Source organism: Enterobacter cloacae complex sp. P18RS, assembly GCF_014982105.1.
Lineage (GTDB): Bacteria > Pseudomonadota > Gammaproteobacteria > Enterobacterales > Enterobacteriaceae > Enterobacter > Enterobacter hormaechei_C.
In genome coordinates, this window is record NZ_JADCKV010000006.1 from 224,165 (window position 1) to 245,907 (window position 21,743).

The 21,743-nt window shown below is 55.0% G+C and carries 17 protein-coding genes; 7 read left to right on the forward strand and 10 right to left on the reverse strand.

Annotation, left to right across the window (positions count from 1 at the left end):
* The first annotated feature begins 167 nt into the window (after positions 1-167).
* The 3 genes from ldtD to INF61_RS03390 all read left to right on the forward strand — a co-directional run bounded on the left by ldtD (position 168) and on the right by INF61_RS03390 (position 3,386).
* The gene (gene ldtD / locus INF61_RS03380) at positions 168-1,991 is read left to right on the forward strand and encodes a L,D-transpeptidase (RefSeq protein WP_017384821.1); all 1,824 of its coding nucleotides are present in this window, start codon (positions 168-170) and stop codon (positions 1,989-1,991) included.
* 175 nt (positions 1,992-2,166) lie between these two features.
* Positions 2,167-2,718, forward strand: a complete 552-nt coding sequence (locus INF61_RS03385; protein WP_003858202.1) for a YcbK family protein — start codon at positions 2,167-2,169, stop codon at positions 2,716-2,718.
* A 20-nt stretch (positions 2,719-2,738) separates the two neighbouring features.
* Positions 2,739-3,386, forward strand: a complete 648-nt coding sequence (locus tag INF61_RS03390; protein ID WP_015570958.1) for an MBL fold metallo-hydrolase — start codon at positions 2,739-2,741, stop codon at positions 3,384-3,386.
* Positions 3,387-3,439: 53 nt separating this feature from the next.
* Here INF61_RS03390 and INF61_RS03395 read toward each other — a convergent pair whose 3' ends face one another.
* From INF61_RS03395 to pncB, 4 genes are all read right to left on the reverse strand, one after another.
* Positions 3,440-4,630 (reverse strand): amino acid aminotransferase, encoded by a 1,191-nt coding sequence (locus INF61_RS03395; protein WP_017384820.1) that lies wholly within the window; start codon positions 4,628-4,630, stop codon positions 3,440-3,442.
* 184 nt (positions 4,631-4,814) lie between these two features.
* Positions 4,815-5,873 carry a porin OmpF gene (ompF, locus tag INF61_RS03400; protein WP_017384819.1) on the reverse strand — a complete coding sequence of 353 codons (1,059 nt, stop codon included), beginning with the start codon at positions 5,871-5,873 and terminating at the stop codon, positions 4,815-4,817.
* Between the two features lie 606 nt (positions 5,874-6,479).
* Positions 6,480-7,880, reverse strand: a complete 1,401-nt coding sequence (gene asnS / locus INF61_RS03405; RefSeq protein ID WP_015570955.1) for an asparagine--tRNA ligase — start codon at positions 7,878-7,880, stop codon at positions 6,480-6,482.
* Between the two features lie 168 nt (positions 7,881-8,048).
* Positions 8,049-9,251 (reverse strand): nicotinate phosphoribosyltransferase, encoded by a 1,203-nt coding sequence (gene pncB, locus INF61_RS03410; RefSeq protein ID WP_015570954.1) that lies wholly within the window; start codon positions 9,249-9,251, stop codon positions 8,049-8,051.
* Positions 9,252-9,505: 254 nt separating this feature from the next.
* Here pncB and pepN point away from each other — a divergent pair, with 254 nt between their 5' ends.
* Positions 9,506-12,118, forward strand: a complete 2,613-nt coding sequence (gene pepN, locus INF61_RS03415) for an aminopeptidase N (protein WP_193547524.1) — start codon at positions 9,506-9,508, stop codon at positions 12,116-12,118.
* Positions 12,119-12,218: 100 nt separating this feature from the next.
* Here pepN and ssuB read toward each other — a convergent pair whose 3' ends face one another.
* From ssuB to ssuE, 5 genes are read right to left on the reverse strand one after another with little or no spacing between them, the layout of a single operon-like run.
* The gene (ssuB, locus tag INF61_RS03420; protein ID WP_015570909.1) at positions 12,219-12,989 is read right to left on the reverse strand and encodes an aliphatic sulfonates ABC transporter ATP-binding protein; all 771 of its coding nucleotides are present in this window, start codon (positions 12,987-12,989) and stop codon (positions 12,219-12,221) included.
* A complete protein-coding gene (ssuC, locus tag INF61_RS03425) occupies positions 12,986-13,777 on the reverse strand; it encodes an aliphatic sulfonate ABC transporter permease SsuC (protein WP_003858185.1) in 792 nt (263 codons plus the stop codon). The genes ssuB and ssuC overlap by 4 nt, the downstream gene beginning before the upstream one ends.
* 9 nt (positions 13,778-13,786) lie before the next feature.
* Entirely contained in the window at positions 13,787-14,932 is a 1,146-nt protein-coding gene (gene ssuD / locus INF61_RS03430; protein WP_017384817.1) for an FMNH2-dependent alkanesulfonate monooxygenase, read from the reverse strand.
* Complete coding sequence (locus INF61_RS03435) at positions 14,929-15,891, reverse strand: sulfonate ABC transporter substrate-binding protein (protein WP_033487277.1); 963 nt, start codon at positions 15,889-15,891, stop codon at positions 14,929-14,931. The genes ssuD and INF61_RS03435 overlap by 4 nt, the downstream gene beginning before the upstream one ends.
* Positions 15,884-16,459 carry an NADPH-dependent FMN reductase gene (gene ssuE, locus INF61_RS03440; RefSeq protein ID WP_193547525.1) on the reverse strand — a complete coding sequence of 192 codons (576 nt, stop codon included), beginning with the start codon at positions 16,457-16,459 and terminating at the stop codon, positions 15,884-15,886. The genes INF61_RS03435 and ssuE overlap by 8 nt, the downstream gene beginning before the upstream one ends.
* 248 nt (positions 16,460-16,707) lie before the next feature.
* Here ssuE and pyrD point away from each other — a divergent pair, with 248 nt between their 5' ends.
* The gene (gene pyrD / locus INF61_RS03445; RefSeq protein WP_015570907.1) at positions 16,708-17,718 is read left to right on the forward strand and encodes a quinone-dependent dihydroorotate dehydrogenase; all 1,011 of its coding nucleotides are present in this window, start codon (positions 16,708-16,710) and stop codon (positions 17,716-17,718) included.
* 166 nt (positions 17,719-17,884) lie between these two features.
* Positions 17,885-18,427: a cell division protein ZapC gene (zapC, locus tag INF61_RS03450; RefSeq protein WP_015570906.1), complete on the forward strand. Its 543-nt coding sequence runs from the start codon at positions 17,885-17,887 to the stop codon at positions 18,425-18,427.
* On the opposite strand, the gene INF61_RS03455 is transcribed toward zapC, so the two are convergent.
* On the reverse strand, positions 18,424-19,533 hold the full coding sequence (locus INF61_RS03455) for a YcbX family protein (protein WP_017384813.1): 1,110 nt from the start codon (positions 19,531-19,533) through the stop codon (positions 18,424-18,426). The genes zapC and INF61_RS03455 overlap by 4 nt on opposite strands.
* 98 nt (positions 19,534-19,631) lie before the next feature.
* Between INF61_RS03455 and rlmKL the strand changes: the two genes are divergently transcribed.
* On the forward strand, positions 19,632-21,740 hold the full coding sequence (gene rlmKL, locus INF61_RS03460; RefSeq protein WP_045338054.1) for a bifunctional 23S rRNA (guanine(2069)-N(7))-methyltransferase RlmK/23S rRNA (guanine(2445)-N(2))-methyltransferase RlmL: 2,109 nt from the start codon (positions 19,632-19,634) through the stop codon (positions 21,738-21,740).
* Positions 21,741-21,743: the final 3 nt, after the last annotated feature.

Sequence of the window (21,743 nt, forward strand, 5' to 3'; positions counted from 1 at the left end):
CAAATAGCGGCGCTCATGCGCCGCTTTTTTTATTCACTTAACTTGTGTTCAGGGCTGCGTTATCTTTAAACTTCTTTACATAAGGTAAGGCAGCAGCGAGTATGCCTTTCTATACTGAAGGAAAGCTCCAGAATAATGGGCATGTCGTGAAAAACAGGGGACAAGGGATGTTGCTTAAGAAAAATCGTGGTCGTCAGCTGTCTGCGCTGAGTTTGTGCCTGACAGTGATGTTTGCTCCACTGTTTACCGCTCAGGCCGATGAGCCTGAAATTGTACCGACTGACAGCTCCGCGACGATGGGCGCGCAGCCGACGTCGCTGTCACAACCGCTGGATCAGTCTCCGGCGACGGCCATCATGGCCGGCATTAAACCGCTGCCGGAAGGCATCGATACTGAATCATTACGCCAGCAGCTTATGACCGGCCTGCCCTCGGGCTATACTCCCGCTTATATTAACCAGCTCACGCTGCTTTACGCTGCGCGCGATATGAAACCGATGTGGGAAAATCGCGAGGCGGTACGAGCCTTCCAGCAGCAGCTGGCTGAAGTGGCGATTGCAGGCTTTCAGCCGCAGTTCACGACCTGGGTTGAGCTCCTGACCGACCCTGCCGTTACCGGACAGGCGCGTGACGTGGTGCTGTCTGATGCCATGATGGGCTACTTACAGTTTGTGGCGGGGATTTCGGTGAACGGCAACCGCTGGTTATACAGCAGTAAACCGTACAAGCTGGCGACGCCTGCGCTGTCCGTCATTAATCAGTGGCAGCTGTCGCTGGATAACGGCGAACTGCCGCGCTTTATCGCAAGCCTTGCGCCTGCCCATCCGCAATATGCCACGATGCATCAGTCGCTTCTTGAGCTGGTTGCGGATTCCCGCCCGTGGCCTCAGCTGCGTGGCACCACAACGCTGCGTCCGGGGCAGTGGAGCAGCGATGTGCCTGCGATTCGCGAAATTATGAAACGCTCCGGCATTCTCGACAGCGGCCCTAAAATTGCGCTGCCCGGTGACGAGACGCAAAATGCGGTCGTCAGCCCGTCGGCGCCGGTAAAAGAGAAAACGGCCGTTGCGTTTAGCAATAAGCCCGCCGCTTACGATCGCGAGCTGGTCGCCGCAGTGAAGCAGTTCCAGGCCGCGCAGGGGCTTGGCGCTGACGGCGTGATTGGTCCATCTACTCGCGACTGGCTGAACGTCTCTCCGGCCCAGCGGGCAGGAGTGCTGGCGTTGAATATCCAGCGCTTGCGCTTGCTGCCGGGCACGTTATCCACCGGCATTATGGTCAACATTCCGGCGTACTCCCTGGTCTACTATCAGGACGGTAGCGAAGTGCTGGCGTCCCGCGTGATTGTCGGCCGACCTGACCGTAAAACGCCAATGATGAGCAGCGCGCTGAATAACGTGGTGGTTAACCCGCCGTGGAACGTGCCGCCGACGCTGGCGCGCAAAGATATCCTGCCTAAGGTCTGGAATGACCCGGGTTATCTGGAGCGACACAACTATACGGTGATGCGGGGCTGGAACAGCAAAGAAGCGATTGACCCCTGGATGGTCGACTGGTCAACGATTACGCCTTCGAACCTGCCGTTCCGTTTCCAGCAGGCACCGGGCGCACATAACTCGCTGGGACGTTACAAATTCAATATGCCAAGTTCGGACGCTATCTACCTGCATGATACCCCGAACCATAATCTGTTCCAGAAAGATGCACGCGCGCTCAGCTCGGGCTGTGTTCGCGTGAACAAGGCCTCCGAGCTGGCGAATATGCTGTTGCAGGATGCAGGCTGGAACGATACGCGGATATCAGATGCCCTGAAGCAGGGGGATACGCGTTACGTCAATATTCGCCACAATATTCCGGTCAATCTTTACTATCTGACGGCGTTTGTAGGCGCGGACGGACGCACCCAGTATCGTACAGATATTTACAATTATGATCTAACAGCGCGATCCGGCGCACAAATTTTGCCAAAAGCGGAACAATTAATCAGGTAAATGAAGTAGTTCGGTAAAAATGATTGTCGTAAGTTATGGTGAATATGAGGCGATCTGTCTGCAAGCCGCGTATTCACTGGGGTTGGGCGCCTTGACGTAGCAGGCTTTGCCAGTTATGGTGCCCTTCGTGCGCTAAGCATATTGACAATTTCTTTTACCTGTAGACCTGATTATCATGGACAAATTTGACGCTAATCGCCGCAAATTGCTGGCGTTAGGTGGCGTTGCGCTGGGCGCAGCAGCCATCCTTCCGACGCCAGCATTTGCCACCCTCTCGACACCTCGTCCGCGTATTTTAACGCTCAACAATCTGCATACTGGTGAGACGCTTAAAGCGGAATTTTTCGATGGCAGAGGCTATATTCAGGATGAATTAGCAAGACTCAACCATTTTTTCCGTGATTTCCGCGCGAATAAAATCAAAGCCATCGACCCTGGATTATTCGATCAGCTTTACCGCTTGCAGGGACTGCTGGGGACCAAAAGGCCGGTGCAACTCATTTCTGGCTATCGCTCTCTGGATACCAACAATGAACTGCGCGCCCACAGCCGTGGGGTAGCGAAAAAAAGCTATCACACTAAAGGGCAGGCGATGGATTTCCATATTGAAGGCGTTTCGTTAGCCAATATTCGCAAAGCGGCGTTATCTATGCGCGCAGGTGGTGTAGGATACTACCCACGTAGCAACTTTGTGCATATTGATACCGGGCCGGTTCGGCACTGGTAATAACGAAACACAGGAGCAGTATGAACTATCGTATTATTCCGGTTACCGCGTTCTCACAGAACTGTTCATTGATCTGGTGTGAACAAACTAAACTGGCCGCGCTTGTTGATCCCGGTGGCGACGCTGAGACAATCAAGCAGGAAGTCGCTGCCAGCGGTGTAACGCTGATGCAGATTTTACTCACCCATGGTCATCTCGACCATGTGGGTGCAGCGGCTGAACTGGCTGAACACTACGGTGTGCCGATTATCGGCCCGGAAAAAGAAGATGAGTTCTGGCTTCAGGGGCTGCCTGCCCAAAGCCGCATGTTTGGTCTGGATGAGTGTCAGCCACTGACACCGGACCGCTGGCTGAACGAAGGCGATCGCGTTAACGTAGGGAATGTAACTTTACAGGTGTTGCATTGCCCAGGGCATACGCCCGGCCATATCGTCTTCTTTGATGACGTGTCGCGCCTGCTGATTTCCGGTGACGTGATTTTCAAAGGGGGCGTAGGACGCAGCGATTTCCCACGCGGCGATCACGGTCAACTGATTCAGTCGATTAAGCAGAAGTTATTGCCGTTAGGTGATGATGTGACGTTTATCCCTGGACACGGACCAATGTCGACGCTGGGCGATGAGCGGTTGCATAACCCGTTCCTTCAGGATGAAATGCCTGTCTGGTAAACCCGGTAAAATAAAAAAGCCTGCGCGATGCAGGCTTTTTTTATGGGTGCAGATTACAGCACCGCGACAATGGCTTCGCACAGCGGCGCCATGTTGTCAGGCGTCATACCTGCAACGTTCACGCGGCCAGAGGCAACGGCATACACGCCAAACTCTTCACGCAGGCGCAGCACCTGCTCTTTGGTCAGGCCGCTGAAGGAGAACATGCCGTTCTGCTTGATGATGAAGCTGAAGTCACGGTCAGCGCCTTTCTCAGCCAGCGTGTTCACAAACAGCAGACGCATGCGCTGAATGCGCTGACGCATATCGTTCAGCTCTTGTTCCCAGATTGCGCGCAGCGCATCGTTGCTCAGGATCGTCGCGACCACAGACGCACCGTGTGCCGGTGGGTTAGAGTAGTTAGCGCGGATCACGGACTTCATCTGGCTGAATGCGCGATCGACGGTTGCTTCGTCAGCAGCCACCAGCGTACAGGCGCCGACACGCTCGTTATACAGACCAAAGTTCTTGGAATAGGAGCTTGCGACAATCAGCTCCTGATGCACGGCGGCGAATGCGCGCAGACCTTCTGCATCTTCTTCCAGACCACGGGCAAAGCCCTGGTAAGCGAAGTCGAACAGAGGCAGCCAGCCTTTTTCAACGGACAGCTTAGCCAGCTGTTCCCACTGCTCAAGCGTAGGATCGATACCGGTTGGGTTATGGCAGCAGCCGTGGAACAGCACCACATCGCCCGCCTGGGCTTCGCTCAGGCTGGCCAGCAGACCGTCGAAATCCAGCGCGTGGTTTGCCGCGTCGTAGTAGGCGTATTCACGCACTTCCAGACCCGCAGAATTAAAAACGCTCTTGTGGTTTGGCCAGCTTGGATTGCTTACCCACACACGCTTCACAGAGGTGTTTTTCGCCAGGAAATCTGCCGCCACGCGCAGTGCGCCGGTACCGCCTGGGGTCTGCGCCGTGCGGGCGCGTTTTTCGCTCACAATGGTGCTGCCTTTGCCGAACAGCAGCTCCTGGGTGCAGCGACCAAATTCAGGGATACCATCAATACCGAGGTAGTTTTTGGTGGTTTCGTTTTCCAGCAGATACTGCTCAGCTTTTTTGACGCTGGTCAGTACCGGAGTTTTGCCGGTTTCATCTTTATATACACCAATACCCAGGTTGATTTTGCCAGGGCGGTCGTCGGCACGAAACAGATCGGCCAGGCCCAGAATTGGGTCGGCAGGAGCGGCAGTAATGTTCTCAAACATGACGAAGTTCCATTGTGATTACAGAAGTGAAATCCGCTATCAGGTTAACGGTAGATTTACAAAATGCCAACCGTTTGCGACGAAAAGCGTGCGGCTTTTCAAAAGTCGCTATTATTTTCTCTCAGGAATAAAAAAACAGGGCCGAAGCCCTGTTCATTAAGCATATAACAACGAGGTGTGCTGATTAGAACTGGTAAACCAGACCCAGAGCCACGATGTCGTCGTTGTTGATGCCCAGCTTGTTGTCATCTTTCAGCTGGTTGATCTGATAGTCAACATAGGTAGACATGTTTTTGTTGAAGTAGTATGTCGCACCAACGTCGATGTAGTTGATGTAGTCTTCGTCACCGATACCTTCTACGTCTTTCGCTTTAGATTTGTAGTAAGCGATGGATGGACGCAGACCGAAATCGAACTGGTACTGAGCGACGACAGAGAAGTCCTGAGACTTGTTAGCGAAACCACGGCTGCCCAGACGCGCTGCGTTACGCATTTCGCCATAAATAGCTGCCAGGTAGATGTTGTTCGCGTCATATTTCAGGCCGGTTGCCCACTGTTCAGCTTTGTCACCTTTACCCCATTCCAGCGTCTGCTGGTTGTTGGTACGGTCAGCTGCACCATAAGCACCCACAATGCCGAAACCGTCGAAATCATAGCTCAGAGAGGTTGCCCAGCCGTCACCGTTGGAACGTACTGCGTCATCACGTTCATTTTTGCCCAGGTACTGAACACCAAAGTTCAGACCGTCAACCAGGCCGAAGAAGTTGCTGTTACGGTAAGTCGCCAGACCACCCGTACGGCCTGCGAAGAAGTTATCGCTCGCGCCGGTGTCGCCGCCGAATTCAGGCAGCATATCGGTGATGCCGATTGCGTCATAGACCAGACCGTAGTTACGACCGTAGTCGAAGGAGCCTGCGTCACCAAATTTCAGACCTGCGAATGCCAGACGGGTTTTGTTGCCGTTCTGTGCATCGCCACCTTCAGAGTTGTTACCCTGGAAGTTGTATTCCCACTGACCGTAGCCAGTCAGCTGATCGTTGATCTGAGTTTCACCTTTGAAGCCCAGACGCGCGTAAGTGTTGTCGCCATCGTTGCCCGCGTAATCAGAGAAGTAATGCAGGCCAACTGCTTTCCCGTAAAGATCTAATTTGTTGCCGTCTTTGTTATAGATTTCAGCAGCGTTTGCTGCACCGGCTACCAGCAGGGCAGGGACTACCACTGCCAGGATATTGCGCTTCATCATTATTTATTACCCTCATTGGTTTTTTTATGACACTCGCCACTGCCGCCAATAAATTCTGTCAATAAATATTTCCGGAACTATTGATGAGAGTTAGGTGTCTTTATGTGTCTGACAGGCATCTTTCCATTCATAGAACCGTTTCGCTACACTGAAAGTGCTACAATCTTCAAGATTCAGTTACCAAAAGAAAATATGTGTAACTAAATATGTATTTTTGGGAACTTTGTGAAGCACCTCAAATTTCAGTGCCGCCTGGCGAATTAAACATCCGCTTTATTCTTATATATATGATTTCCTTATGTTTAATTTAGCTAAAGGCCTTTCGTATAAACAGAAGTTAAACGGCTCATTTTTTCTTATGATCGACAAAAGCCATCCAGATGGCTGTGAAATTGGTTGTTTTTTATGCTATTACGTAAGAATTGTTTTAAGCGCAATAAGAATGGGGTTATTTTTTTGTCTCAGGATATTTCGTGGAAACAAAACGTAACAGGTAGAGGTAATAGCGGGGTTGTGGTTTAAAGACGCTTACTTCTGACTGACGAAAACTGACATTGCAGGATAAAATAATGGCCAGCATTTGCTGGCCATTAATGATTTGGTCGGTTAGAAACTTGCGTTACGCGGTGTGCGTGGGAACGGAATCACATCACGTACGTTCTGAACACCTGTTACGTAAGCAATCAGACGTTCGAAGCCCAGGCCAAAGCCGGAGTGCGGAACGGTGCCGTAGCGACGGAGATCGCGATACCAGCTGTAGTCCGCCGGGTTAAGGCCCATCTCCTGCATACGCGCGTCCAGCACATCCAGGCGCTCTTCACGCTGGGAGCCACCGATGATCTCACCGATGCCCGGCGCCAGGACATCCATCGCGGCAACGGTTTTACCGTCTTCGTTAAGGCGCATATAGAATGCCTTAATGTCTTTCGGATAGTTTTTCACCACAACCGGTGCTTTAAAGTGCTTCTCTGCCAGATAACGTTCGTGCTCGGAGGAGAGATCCACGCCCCAGTAAACCGGGTTTTCGAATTTCTCACCGCATTTTTCCAGGATAGCGACCGCGTCGGTGTAATCCACCTGCGCGAAGTCTGCGGAGACGAAGCGCTCAAGACGGGCGATGGCGTCGTTATCGACACGCTCAGCGAAGAATTTCATGTCGTCTGCGCGCTCTTCGAGAACGGCTTTGAACACGTATTTCAGCATCGCTTCTGCCAGGGCTGCCGCGTCATTCAGATCGGCAAAGGCCACTTCCGGCTCCAGCATCCAGAATTCCGCCAGGTGACGGCTGGTGTTGGAGTTTTCCGCACGGAAGGTTGGGCCGAAGGTGTAGATCTTAGACAGCGCACAGGCGTAGGTTTCGCCGTTGAGCTGGCCGGAAACCGTCAGGAAGGCTTCTTTACCAAAGAAGTCTTTGTCGTAATCGACTTTACCTTCCGGCGTACGCGGCAGGTTTTCCATATCCAGCGTTGAAACGCGGAACATTTCACCTGCGCCTTCGGTATCGGAAGCCGTGATCAGCGGAGTAGAAACCCAGAAGTAACCTTGCTCGTCAAAGAAGCGATGCAGCGCCTGCGCCAGCGTATGACGCACGCGGGCAACCGCACCAATCAGGTTGGTGCGCGGACGCAGGTGCGCGACTTCACGCAGATATTCGATGCTGTGACGCTTCGCAGCCATCGGGTAGGTGTCCGGATCTTCAACCCAGCCGGTCACTTCCACCGAGGTCGCCTGAATTTCGTAGCTCTGACCCTGGCCCGGAGAGGCCACCACAACACCGGTGACGATCACGGAACAGCCGGTTGTCAGGTGCAGAACGTCATCATTGTAATTGGGCAGAGAATTATTAATGACGGCCTGTACAGGATCAAAGCAGGAACCGTCATAGACGGCGAGGAAGGAGATGCCAGCTTTAGAATCTCGGCGAGTACGCACCCATCCGCGCACGGTGACCTCCTGGTCAACGGCGACACGGCCCTGGAGTACGTCGGCTACAGGCACAACGCTCATAATATTCTCTCTGTTAATAGTCGGAAAAAATAAACACTTGTCCGCCCTTATAGGGGGGATATCTATGTTACCTGCCATCCGCTATCAGACAAGTAAATTTCACCGTCTTAAGAGAAGAAATAAGAAATTAATAAGAGAAGGGGAGCCATGAAGGCTCCCCCGAAGCCGTTAGCTGGCTTTTTTAACCTGAGGCAGATCGAAGGCTTTACGTAATGCGCGGACAAACGCTTTGTCATGGCAGATGGTTTTGCCCGGACTGTCGGAGAGCTTCGCGACCGGCTTACCGTTACATTCCACCAGTTTTATGACGATGTTCAGCGGTTTCACCTGAGGAATATCACAGGTTAACCGCGTACCAATCCCGAAACTCAGGTTCACCCGCGATGAGAAATGGCGATAAAGGTCGACGGCTTTCGCCAGGTCAAGGTTATCGGAGAAGACCAGCACCTTACTCATGGGGTCGATGCCCAGTTTTTCGTAATGGGCGATGGCTTTCTCACCCCATTCAACCGGGTCCCCGGAATCATGGCGCAAACCCTGGTAGCGTTCGGCAAACTCAGGGCCAAAGTCGCGCAGGAACGCGTCCATGGTAATGCAGTCGGTAAGGGCAATACCCAGCCGATCCGGGTATTCCTCTAGCCACGCGGCGAGGGCGGCGCGCTGGCTGTTGGCAAGGTCAGGGCTGATCTGCTGGTGCGCCTGGAACCATTCGTGTGCCTGGGTGCCCATAGGCGTTAAATCAAGGCGACGTGCCAGATCGTAGTTACTGGTGCCAACGAACCACGGCTCCTGTTGCAGACGTCTGACAATGGCTTCCTGAACCTCGCGAGAGAAGCGGCGGCGCGTGCCAAAGTCCATCAGACGGAATCGGGACATATCCAGCCCTTCGGTCAGTCTGGAAAACTCAACGAGTTTATTCTCCAGAGCGGCAACCGCCTGCGTCACACCGGTTTCAGGGGAGCGATAGCGGTGGGCCAGCTCGCTGATTACGGCCAGAAGCGGCACTTCCCACATGATCACCTCACGCCACGGGCCGGTCAGACGAATGTCCAGCTTGCCGTTATCATTGGTGACGGTGACCTGTTCCGGGTTATAGCGGAACTCACGCAGCCAGTTCAGATAATCCGCTTTAAAGAAAGGCAGGCCTGAAAGCCACTGATATTCGTCATCGGTGAGCGCCAGATGCTGCATGGCCTCGACCTGTTCACGAATGGAATCTGCGTAGATACCCAGCAAGTCGTCACCCCGGCAGCGAAATTCCGCCGCAACATGGACATCATGATAGTGGTGAAACACGGCTTGCTGCATATGCAGCTTGTACGCGTCGGTATCCAGCAACGTATGCAGAACCGGAGAAGCGAATTGAGTCATAGGTGCGCTGTAGCATCCTCTCACGGGAGCGTTTAGTACAATAAACAACTCCGGAGTATACCCTGTTTAGTGATTTATTGAACCCCGATCACAACATAAGCACACTTTATGGTCGAGAGCATTTCGTGCCCCGTGTTATAAAAATGTAGCTAAAAAGGGCGTTGTGCCTGAAAAGATGAACATTCTGCATAGCGCGTTTTACACAACAGGAATATATTGAATCGTTACTCGACAAACGATGCATAAGGTTTTCTATGACACAACAGCCACAAGCTAAATACCGCCACGACTATCGTGCGCCGGAATACCTGATAAGCGATATCGATCTGACTTTCGACCTGGATGCCACAAAAACCGTGGTGACGGCGATAAGCCAGGTGACGCGCCAGAGCGCGACTGCCGTGCCGCTGCGTCTGGATGGTGAAGACCTGACGTTGGTTTCCCTGCATATTAACGATGAAGCCTGGTCAGACTATAAAGAAGAAGGCAACCAGCTGGTCATCGACAACCTGCCGGAACGCTTTACCCTGCGCATCGTGAATGAAATTAGCCCTGCCGCCAATACCGCGCTGGAAGGACTTTACCAGTCAGGCGTAGCCCTGTGTACCCAGTGTGAAGCCGAAGGTTTCCGCCACATTACCTGGTATCTGGATCGCCCGGACGTCCTGGCGCGCTTTACCACCAAAATTATTGCCGACAAAACGCTGTACCCGTACCTGCTTTCCAACGGCAACCGGATTGCTGAAGGGGAACTGGAGAATGGCCGTCACTGGGTACAGTGGCAGGATCCGTTCCCGAAACCCTGCTATCTGTTTGCGCTGGTGGCGGGAGATTTCGATGTCCTGCGCGACACCTTTAAAACGCGCTCTGGCCGTGAAGTCGCGCTGGAGCTGTTCGTGGACCGTGGCAACCTTGACCGCGCACCGTGGGCAATGACCTCCCTCATCAACTCCATGAAGTGGGATGAAACGCGCTTTGGCCTCGAATATGACCTCGACATCTATATGATCGTTGCGGTCGATTTCTTCAACATGGGCGCGATGGAGAATAAAGGCCTTAACATCTTTAACTCTAAATACGTGCTGGCGCGTACCGATACCGCCACGGATAAAGATTACCTCGATATCGAACGCGTTATCGGCCACGAATATTTCCATAACTGGACCGGGAACCGCGTCACCTGTCGCGACTGGTTCCAGCTGAGCCTGAAAGAGGGCTTAACCGTCTTCCGCGATCAGGAGTTCAGCTCCGATCTGGGATCGCGGGCGGTGAACCGCATCGACAACGTGCGCACCATGCGTGGTCTGCAATTTGCAGAAGATGCCAGCCCAATGGCGCACCCGATCCGCCCGGATAAAGTCATTGAGATGAATAACTTCTACACCCTGACGGTGTATGAAAAAGGCGCTGAAATTATCCGTATGATCCACACCCTGCTGGGTGAAGAGAATTTCCAGAAAGGGATGCAGCTTTACTTTGAGCGTCACGACGGCAGTGCGGCCACCTGCGACGATTTTGTTCAGGCGATGGAAGACGCCTCTAACGTCGATCTGTCTCATTTCCGCCGCTGGTACAGCCAGGCCGGTACGCCGATCGTGACGGTCAAAGACGACTACAACCCGGAAACCGAGCAGTACACGCTGACCATCAGCCAGCGCACGCCGCCAACGGCCGAGCAGGAAGAGAAACATCCGCTGCACATTCCATTCAGCGTTGAGCTGTACGACAACGAAGGCAACGTGATCCCGTTACAGAAGGGCGGCCACCCGGTGCATAACGTGCTGAACGTGACCCAGGCAGAGCAGACCTTTATCTTCGATAACGTCTATTTCCAGCCCGTTCCTGCCCTGCTGTGCGAATTCTCCGCGCCGGTGAAACTCGAATATAAGTGGAGCGATCAGCAGCTGACGTTCCTGATGCGTCACGCGCGCAACGATTTCTCGCGCTGGGATGCGGCACAAAGCCTGCTGGCGACCTACATCAAGCTGAACGTCAACCGTTACCAGCAGGGCCAGCCGCTGACGTTGCCGGTTCATGTGGCAGACGCGTTCCGTGCCATCCTGCTGGATGAGAACATTGACCCGGCGCTGGCGGCTGAAATTTTGACGCTGCCTTCTGCGACTGAAATCGCCGAGCTGTTTGACATCATCGACCCGATTGCCATCGTCGCCGTGCGTGAAGCGCTGACCCGCACGCTGGCGACCGAACTGGCAGATGAGTTCCTCGCCATTTACAACGCCAACAAGCTGGACGCGTATCGGGTGGAACATGCGGATATCGGTAAACGTTCCCTGCGCAATACCTGCCTGCGCTATCTGGCGTTTGGTGAGGCAGAGCTGGCGAACACGCTGGTCAGCAAGCAGTACCACGAAGCCGATAACATGACGGATGCCCTGGCCGCGCTGGCCGCAAGCGTTGCCGCCGAGCTGCCGTGCCGCGATGCGCTGATGCAGGAGTACGACGACAAGTGGTATCAGGATGGTCTGGTGATGGACAAGTGGTTCATCCTTCAGGCCACCAGCCCGGCAGCCGATGTACTCAGCAAAGTACGCAGCCTGCTGAAGCACCGTTCGTTCACCATGAGCAACCCGAACCGCGTCCGCTCTCTGATTGGTGCCTTCGCCAGCAGCAACCCGGCCGCGTTCCATGCCGAAGACGGCAGCGGTTATCAGTTCATGGTTGAAATGCTGACCGAGCTGAACAGCCGTAACCCGCAGGTGGCGTCTCGTCTGATTGAGCCGCTGATCCGCCTGAAACGTTACGATGCGCAGCGTCAGGCGAAAATGCGCGCCGCGCTTGAGCAGCTGAAAGGGCTGGAAAATCTGTCTGGCGATCTGTACGAGAAGATTGCTAAGGCGCTGGCCTGATGTAAAAAAGCCCGGTGGCGCTACGCTTACCGGGCCTACGTGGGGTCGCGGGGCATCGGTTTTCTCCCTCTCCCACAGGGAGAGGGCCGGGGTGAGGGCATCAGGCATTAGCCTTTATCCGCTGAATCTCCGCTTCCCCACGTTTCATCACCCGATCCAGTACTTCGGCTTCCAGCTCCGCCAGTCTGGCCGATCCCACGCGGCGAGGACGTGGAATATCTACCGTCAGATCCAGACCAATTTTGCCCTCTTCTATTAACAGCACCCTGTCTGCCATTGCCACGGCTTCACTGACATCATGCGTCACCAGCAGTACCGTAAAGCCGTGCGTCTGCCAGAGGGTTTCAATCAGATCCTGCATCTCGATCCGCGTCAGGGCATCAAGCGCGCCGAGCGGTTCATCGAGCAGCAACAGGCCGGGACGGTGAATCAGCGCGCGTGCCAGCGCTACGCGCTGCTTTTGTCCACCCGACAGGGCCGCAGGCCACTCTCCCGCGCGATTCTCCAGCCCTACCGCTGCGAGTGCCTGCCGGGCGTCCTCCCGCCAGCTGCCCTTCAGGCCCAGCCCGACGTTATCCATCACCGTTTTCCACGGCAGCAGACGCGCGTCCTGAAACATCATGCGCGTATCATCCTGAATCGTGGCCAGCGGCGTAGTGCCTGCCAGAATGTCACCGCTGTTTGGCGCTTCCAGCCCGGCTAAAAGACGCAGCAGGGTACTCTTGCCGCCACCGCTGCGGCCGACAACGGCCACGAACTGTCCGGCAGGAATATGCAGATCCAGTGCATTCAGAATGGTGTTGTCGCCGTAGCGTTTGGTCACGCCGTTCAGCAGTAACGGTGTTCCCTGGTTCAGTCGTGCAGTATTCATGCTTTCGCCTCCTGAGCGGTGTAGGCCGGGTTCCAGCGCAGCCAGCTACGTTCCAGCCACTGGGCGCTGACGTCCGCAAGTTTGCCGAGCAGGGCATAAAGGATAATGGCAACCACCACCACGTCCGTTTGCAGGAACTCGCGGGCGTTCATCGCCAGATAACCAATGCCGGAGTTAGCCGAAATGGTTTCCGCCACGATCAGGGTTAGCCACATCAGGCCGAGCGCAAAACGCACCCCAACCATAATGGAGGGCAGGGCGCCCGGCAGGATCACATGGGTAAACAGGGCAAAACCTGACAGGCCATAGCTGCGGGCCATCTCCACCAGACCGCGATCGATATTACGGATCCCATGCCAGGTATTGATATAAATCGGGAATAACGTTCCCAGCGCCACGAGGAAAATTTTGGCGCTCTCATCAATGCCAAACCACAGGATAACCAGCGGAATAAGCGCCAGATGCGGCACGTTGCGCAGCATCTGAACGGAGGTATCCAGCAGCCGCTCACCCCAGCGTGACAGGCCGCTGATCAGCCCCAGCGTCAGGCCGATGCTTCCGCCAATCGAAAAGCCAATTACCGCGCGCCAGGAGCTGATGGCAAGATGTTGCCACAGCTCACCGCTGGCGCTTAGCGACCAGAACGCTTCCACAACGCCCTCCGGAGAGGGCAAAATGCGGCTCGACAGCCAGCCAGTTGAAGACGCCAGTTGCCAGACGAGGACAATGCCGACGGGCAGAAACCACGGCGCGGCGCGCAGCAGCCATTTTTGTGCGGTTGCAGACATGGTGGCTCCTTAGCTTTGCGCGACTTTTCTCGGGATAAACGCGTTCGCCACGGCTTCGCCCTGCAACTGAAGCTGACGTGGCTGCGGAATTTCCGGGATAGCGACATCCAGGTGCGGGAACAGCAGTTCACCCACCTTGTACGCCTCCTCCAGATGTGGGTAGCCAGACAGGATAAAGCTGTCGATCCCCAGCGCCGCATATTCATTAATGCGTGCCGCTACGGTTGGACCGTCGCCGACCAGTGCCGTGCCGGCGCCGCCGCGCACCAGACCTACCCCGGCCCACAGGTTCGGGCTGATCTCAAGGTTTTCACGCTTGCCGTTGTGCAGGGAGGCCATCCGATGCTGGCCCACGGAGTCGGTTTTGGCAAACGCTGCCTGTGCTTTAGCGATAGTGTCGTCGTCCAGATGAGCGATCAGACGGTCGGCGGCTTGCCAGGCCTCGTCGTTTGTTTCGCGGACGATCACGTGCAGGCGAATGCCGAAGCGTACCGTACGGCCATGTTCTGCGGCTTTAGCGCGTACCTGAGCAATTTTCTCTTTCACCAGCTCCGGTGGCTCGCCCCAGGTCAGATAGAGATCGACCTGCTCAGCCGCCAGTTCCTGCGCCACGTCCGACGATCCGCCGAAATAGAGAGGAGGGCGCGGCTGCTGTACCGGCGGGAAGTAGAGCTGCGCATCGCGAACGTGGATATGTTTCCCTTCGAAGGTGACAGTTTCCCCTTCCAGCAGACGTCGCCAGACGCGGGTGAACTCTGCGGAGGCTTCATAGCGCTCGGTATGATCGAGAAAGACGCCATCGCCCGCCAGCTCCTGCGGATCGCTGCCCGTCACCAGGTTGAACAGCGCACGGCCGTTGGAAAGCCTGTCCAGCGTTGCCGCCTGACGCGCCGCGACGGTGGGCGACACCACGCTCGGGCGCAAGGCTACCAGGAATTTCAGACGCTGGGTGACGGGGATCATTGACGCGGCAACCAGCCACGCATCCTCACACGAGCGGCCCGTCGGGATCAGTACCCCGGTAAAACCGATGCGGTCTGCCGCCTGGGCGATCTGCTGTAGATAGCCGTGATCGACCGGGCGGGCGCCTTCTTCTGTGCCAAGATAGTGTCCATCACCGTGGGTGGGTAAAAACCAGAAAAGATTCAGACTCATGATTTTTTTCCTTCAATGCCAGCGGGTTGCCAGATGCGTTCGCGAATATTCACCTGCTTTGGAACCAGGCGGTTTTGATAAAAGAGGTCTGCCGTTTGCTGCTGGAGAGCGGCAACGTGGGCGTCAATCGGTGCTATGGTGGTGGGAGGACGGTGGTCAAGATAGGTGGCGATCACCGGTTCAGGCAGGCCCATGGTTTTTGCCAGCAGCGTGATGCTCTGCTGACGCTGGCTTTGGGTCAGCGCATCGGCCTGAGAGAAGGTATCCAGCACCTGCTGAATAAATGCGCCATTTTTCTCAGCGTAAGGACGTGCCGCCAGGTAGAACGAACCGGTCTGCTTCAGGGTGGTGCCGTCTTTCAGCACCCGCACACCGCCCTGCAACAGTGCGGCGGAGTAGTACGGATCCCAGATAGCCCAGGCATCAACATTTTTTTGCTGAAACGCCGCGCGCGCATCGGCAGGCGTCAGGTAAACGGGCTGGATATCGGTGAATTTAAGGCCGGCCTCCTGCAACGCGCGCAGCAGCAGGTTGTGCGAGCTGGAACCTTTCTGGAAAGCAACCTTACGGCCTTTGAGGTCGGCGACGCTTTTGATCTCACTGTTTTCCGGCACCAAAATAACCTCTGCCTTCGGCTTGGCGGGCTCAACGCCAACGTAAACCAGATCCGCCCCGGCAGCCTGCGCAAAGATTGGCGGGATATCGCCGGTGCTGCCTAAATCAATACTCCCGACGTTCAGCGCCTCCAGCATCTGTGGTCCGGCAGGGAACTCGACCCATGAGAATTTGGTCTCCGGGAAACGCTTCTCAAGCAACGCATGGCTTTTCGCCAGCACCATGCTGACGCTGCCTTTCTGATAACCGATACGCAGGCTCTCCGGCGCTTTCTCCGCCGCCTGAGCCAGCGACGCCACTGCCAGCAGACCTGCCAGCCCGATACGGGTAACTGTTTTAAACATGCGCCACTCCTTGTGATTGATGAAATGCTGCCGCGTGGCGATCCCGACGGTTCAGGGCGTGCCAGAAGGTTTCGAGCGCACTGTCGAGGCGGGTTTGCAGATTCGGCGTGAAATGGGGTTTATGCTGGTAGTCGATTATCTGTGAGTCGTCAGCGAAGACGCCATGCAGGATCTCCTGCGCTTTCAGCGCGTTCAGAACCGGCTTGAGGGCATAATCCACCGCCAGTAAATGGGCTACCGTACCGCCTGTGGCCAGCGGCAGGACGACCTTACCGTCCAGCGCGCGTTCGGGCAGCAGATCGAGCAGCGTTTTCAGTGCGCCGGAAAAAGAGGCTTTATAAATCGGTGTCGCGACGACCAGCCCGTCAGCACTCTTAAGTTGTTCGATCAGGGTTTTCAGCGCCGGGCTGTCGAAACGGGCGTAGAGCAGATCTTCAGGCGCGAAATTGTGCAAATTCCAGTGACACACTTCGACATCCAGAGCATAAAGCTTTTCGCGAGCGTATTCCAGCAGTGCGCTGGAGCGAGAGGGGAAGCGGGGGCTTCCGGCCAGGGTAATGACGCGCATGGTTGCTCCTTATAACTAATTGTTTGCTTTTATCTAACATTCATAACAATTTCAGGAGTGTGACATTGCGTGGTTATTCCACTAAATGATTTATCCTCAGGATGAATGCAGAAAAATGCATAAGAAGCGAACCGATAAGTAAACGATTGCGTTTTACGTGGCTTTTTTTGCCACAGGTCAATTCCCTTTCCGGGCGGAATCGCACATAATCCCCTCCCGGTTTGCACACCGGGAATCCAGGAGAGTTCATGTACTACCCCTTCGTTCGTAAAGCCCTTTTCCAGCTCGATCCTGAGCGCGCTCATGAATTTACATTTCAGCAGTTACGCCGTATTACAGGAACGCCTCTGGCCGCGCTGGTGCGTCAAAACGTGCCGGAAAAACCAGTTCAGTGCATGGGCCTGACTTTCAAAAATCCACTGGGCCTGGCGGCCGGTCTGGACAAAAATGGCGAATGCATTGATGCACTCGGTGCGATGGGCTTTGGCTCGATCGAAATCGGGACGGTGACGCCGCGTCCGCAGCCGGGAAATGACAAGCCACGTCTGTTTCGCCTGGTTGAAGCCGAGGGGCTGATCAACCGCATGGGCTTTAATAACCTTGGCGTCGATCATCTGGTTGAGAACGTTAAGAAAGCCCATTTTGATGGCGTGCTGGGTATTAATATTGGCAAAAATAAAGACACGCCGGTCGAGCAGGGTAAAGATGACTATCTGATTTGTATGGAAAAAGTCTATGCCTATGCCGGTTATATTGCGGTGAATATATCTTCGCCTAACACCCCAGGGCTGCGTTCATTACAATATGGCGAAGCGCTCGACGATCTTCTTAGCGCCATTAAAAATAAACAAACGGCGCTACAGGCGATCCACCATAAATATGTTCCGGTCGCGGTTAAGATCGCCCCGGATCTTTCGGCAGAAGAATTGATCCAGGTTGCCGACAGTTTAGTTCGCCATAATATTGATGGTGTGATTGCAACCAATACAACACTCGATCGCTCTCTCGTTCAGGGAATGAAAAACTGTGACGAAGCGGGTGGATTAAGTGGCCGTCCGGTACAATTAAAAAGCACCGAAATTATTCGCGCACTCTCCGCAGAATTAAAAGGTCAGCTGCCGATTATTGGCGTGGGTGGCATTGACTCTGTCATCGCTGCACGTGAGAAGATGGCGGCAGGTGCATCGCTGGTGCAAATTTATTCCGGCTTTATTTTTAAAGGGCCGCCGCTGATTAAAGAAATCGTCACGCATATCTAATCTTTTCTCTTAATCAGACAACCAGGGCTTTATTTCCAGCCCTGGTTGTTTTATATTCCGTCATTGTTGCTTATTTAAACATTATAGTCTTTTATTACTAGTGTTATAAGCGAAGCGGCAAACAGGACATTTTTAGTACAGGACGTTTAGGGGACGGGAGAGAAACATGCGAATTAAACCTGACGATAACTGGCGCTGGTATTTTTGTGACGAGCATGACCGTATGATGCTCGACTTAGCCAATGGCATGTTGTTTCGCTCTCGTTTTGCGCGCCGAATGTTAACGCCAGACGCGTTTGCTCCCTCAGGCTTTTGCGTTGACGACGCTGCACTCTATTTCTCTTTTGAAGAAAAATGCCGCGAGTTCGATCTCTCCAAAGAACAGCGCGCTGAACTGGTACTAAATGCGCTGGTGGCGATCCGTTTCCTGAAACCGCAAATGCCGAAAAGCTGGCATTTTCTCGCCCACGGCATGTGCTGGACCCCGGCTATCGGCGATGCGGCGAGCGTCAATCTGAGCGATACCGAAGAAGAGGTGAATTTGCTGGTGGTTGAACCCGGTGAAAACGCTGCGCTCTGTTTGCTGGCCCAACCCGGCGTGACCATTGCCGGGCGAGTTATGCAGTTAGGTGATGCCATCAAAGTGATGAATGACAGGCTGAAGCCACAGCTGCGCGTTGATTCCTTCAGCCTTGAACAGGCAGTTTAAGCTTCCAGCTGTACGGATGTTTTCGGGACACAGCTACAGCACAGGATCGTGCCGTCACTGCCAATCGCAGATTTCTTCAGGGCACTTACTTCACCATCGACCAGTTTAATGCGACAGCATCCGCAAATCCCCGCGCGACAGGAATACGGTACGCGGATACCTGCCTGCTCCAGCTGTTCCAGTAGCACCTGCTGATTGTTACCACGGATAACCTTGCCTTCCCAGTGAATATCCACCGCGGAAGCGACGTTGGTGACAACGTCAACCATCTCTTCTTCCTGACCTGCGCCGTACACCCTGGCAGGCCCGCGGGTGAGAATTTCGACCTCGTCGCCCACGCGGATCACGCCGCTGGAGCGGGGGATCAGGTTCTGGCCGAAGTCGACATCGCCGTTATCCTGCGCGGTACGAAATGACTGCAAGGTTTTCAGCGGTTCGCCGGAAGGGTGTTTCTGACCTTTCTCCGGGCTGACGGTGGTAAAAATACAGCGGCTGCACGGCTTCACGACATCAAAAATAACGCTGCCGATGCGGATCACTTTCCAGGTATCTTCATCCCAGGCATTCGCTCCGGTCACCACCAGATTCGGGCGAAACTGCTCCATCTGCACGCTGGCTTTGCAACGATTTTGTAAATCACGCAGCGAGGCCTCGCTGGTCAGCAGGAAGGGAAAACCATCCGCGAAGGAGAGAGGAACCGCATCGTGGCGCTTCACGCGACGGGTCAGCGCAGGCCCAACCCAGCGCAGCTGAACGTCACGGGAGAAAAAGCCGCTCAGCCACTGGTTAATGTTATCCGGCGCGATACGCGCGGTAAAATGATTGCCCCACACTTCCGTTGGCGCATCAAGCGGCGCAAAATCAGCAAAGCGGATCACGACGCTTGAACCGTCCGGCGCAGTCAAATGCAGCCCGTCATGAAGCGGGGAAGGGGTAAAGCGAACCATCTGCGGGAACTGACGTGCGGTGATAAACGTACCGTCAGGCTCGGTGACCATAAAAATACGATCGAAGGCGAATCCGCTCATATCGGCCAGCGCGTGAGAGACGCCGATGCCGCGCATGGATTTCACCGGATGAATAAAAAGCCTGGATAACGTCGCCACTGCACACTCCCGCTAAAGAAAATAAGCCTTCAACTTTATGACATACACGCCATATTAGCTATAATGCGCGACAATTTTCTATGAGTAAAAGTGACGATATGAATTCTCTGTTTGCCAGTACGGCCCGTGGGCTGGAAGAGCTGTTAAAAACTGAACTGGAAGCCCTGGGCGCGAAAGAGTGCCGGGTGGTTCAGGGTGGTGTCCATTTTGAGGGCGACACGCGGCTTATTTACCAGAGCCTGATGTGGAGCCGTCTGGCGTCGCGCATCATGCTGCCGATGAAAGAGTGCAAGGTCTACAGCGATCTTGATCTCTACACCGGCGTACAGATGATCGACTGGACAGAGATCTTCACCCCGGACGCTACCTTTGCGGTGCATTTCAACGGCGTCAACGATGAGATCCGCAACAGCCAGTACGGTGCCCTGCGCGTTAAGGATGCCATTGTGGACTGCTTCACGCGTCGCAATAAAGAACGTCCGAACGTTGACCGTGAAAACCCGGATCTGCGTATCAACGTCTGGCTGAACGGCGATACGGCCAGTATTTCCCTGGATCTGAGTGGCGCAGGCCTGCATCTGCGCGGCTATCGCGATCGCACCGGGATGGCGCCGATCAAAGAAACGCTGGCTGCCGCTATCGTGATGCGCTCCGGATGGCAGCCAGGTACGCCGCTGCTCGATCCGATGTGCGGTTCCGGTACGCTGCTGATTGAAGCCGCGATGCTGGCCACCGACCGTGCGCCAGGGCTGCACCGCGGCCACTGGGGCTTCAAAGGCTGGGCGCAGCACGATGAAGCCATCTGGAAAGAGGTCAAAGACGATGCGCAGACCCGCGCCCGTAAAGGGCTGGCGGAGTACACCTCTCACTTTTACGGTTCGGACAGCGACGCACGGGTGATTGAACGCGCGCGCAGCAACGCCCGTCGTGCCGGTATCGGCGAGCTGGTGACCTTCGAGGTGAAGGACGTGGCGAATCTGACCAATCCGCTGCCAAAAGGCCCGTACGGTACGGTGATCAGCAACCCGCCGTATGGTGAGCGTCTGGACAGCGAGCCGGCGCTGATTGCACTGCACAGCCTGCTGGGCCGCAACATGAAAGCGCATTTCGGCGGCTGGAACCTCTCCCTGTTTAGCGCCTCGCCGGAGCTGCTGAGCTGCCTGCAATTGCGTGCCGATCGCCAGTTCAAAGCGAAAAACGGCCCGCTGGACTGCGTGCAGAAAAACTACCATCTGGCAGAGGTAGCGGCGGATAGCAAACCGTCAGGCGTGGCGGAAGATTACGCCAACCGCCTGCGCAAAAACCTGAAGAAATTTGAGAAGTGGGCGAAGCAAGAAGGCATCGAATGTTATCGCCTGTACGACGCTGACCTGCCCGAGTACAACGTGGCGGTTGACCGCTATGCGGACTGGGTGGTGGTTCAGGAATACGCCCCGCCGAAAACTATCGATGCGCAAAAAGCGCGTCAGCGTATGCTGGATGTGATTGCGGCCACCATCGCCGTACTCGGCATTTCGCCAAACAAGCTGGTGCTGAAAACCCGTGAGCGTCAGAAAGGTAAAAATCAGTATCAGAAGTTGGGCGAGAAAGGCGACTTCCTCGAAGTGGGCGAATATAACGCGCGCCTGTGGGTTAACTTGACCGACTACCTTGATACCGGCCTGTTCCTCGATCACCGTATCGCCCGCCGCATGCTGGGCCAGATGAGCAAGGGGAAAGACTTCCTGAACCTGTTCTCCTATACCGGCAGCGCCAGCGTTCATGCGGGGCTTGGCGGCGCGCGTAGCACCACCACGGTAGATATGTCCCGGACTTATCTGGAGTGGGCAGAGCGCAACCTGCGTCTTAACGGCTTAACCGGCCGTCAGCATCGCCTGTTACAGGCCGACGTGCTGGGCTGGCTGCGCGATACCGACGAGCAGTTTGACCTGATCTTTATCGATCCGCCGACCTTCTCTAACTCCAAGCGTATGGAGGATAGCTTTGATGTTCAACGCGATCACCTGCGCCTGATGACCGACCTGAAGCGTCTGCTGCGTAAAGGCGGCACCATTATGTTCTCGAATAACAAGCGCGGATTCCGCATGGATCACGACGGCCTGGCCGAACTGGGACTGAAAGCACAAGAAATCAGCCAAAAAACGCTGTCTCAGGACTTTGCCCGTAACCGTCAAATCCACAACTGCTGGCTGATCTCCGCGGTCTGAAAG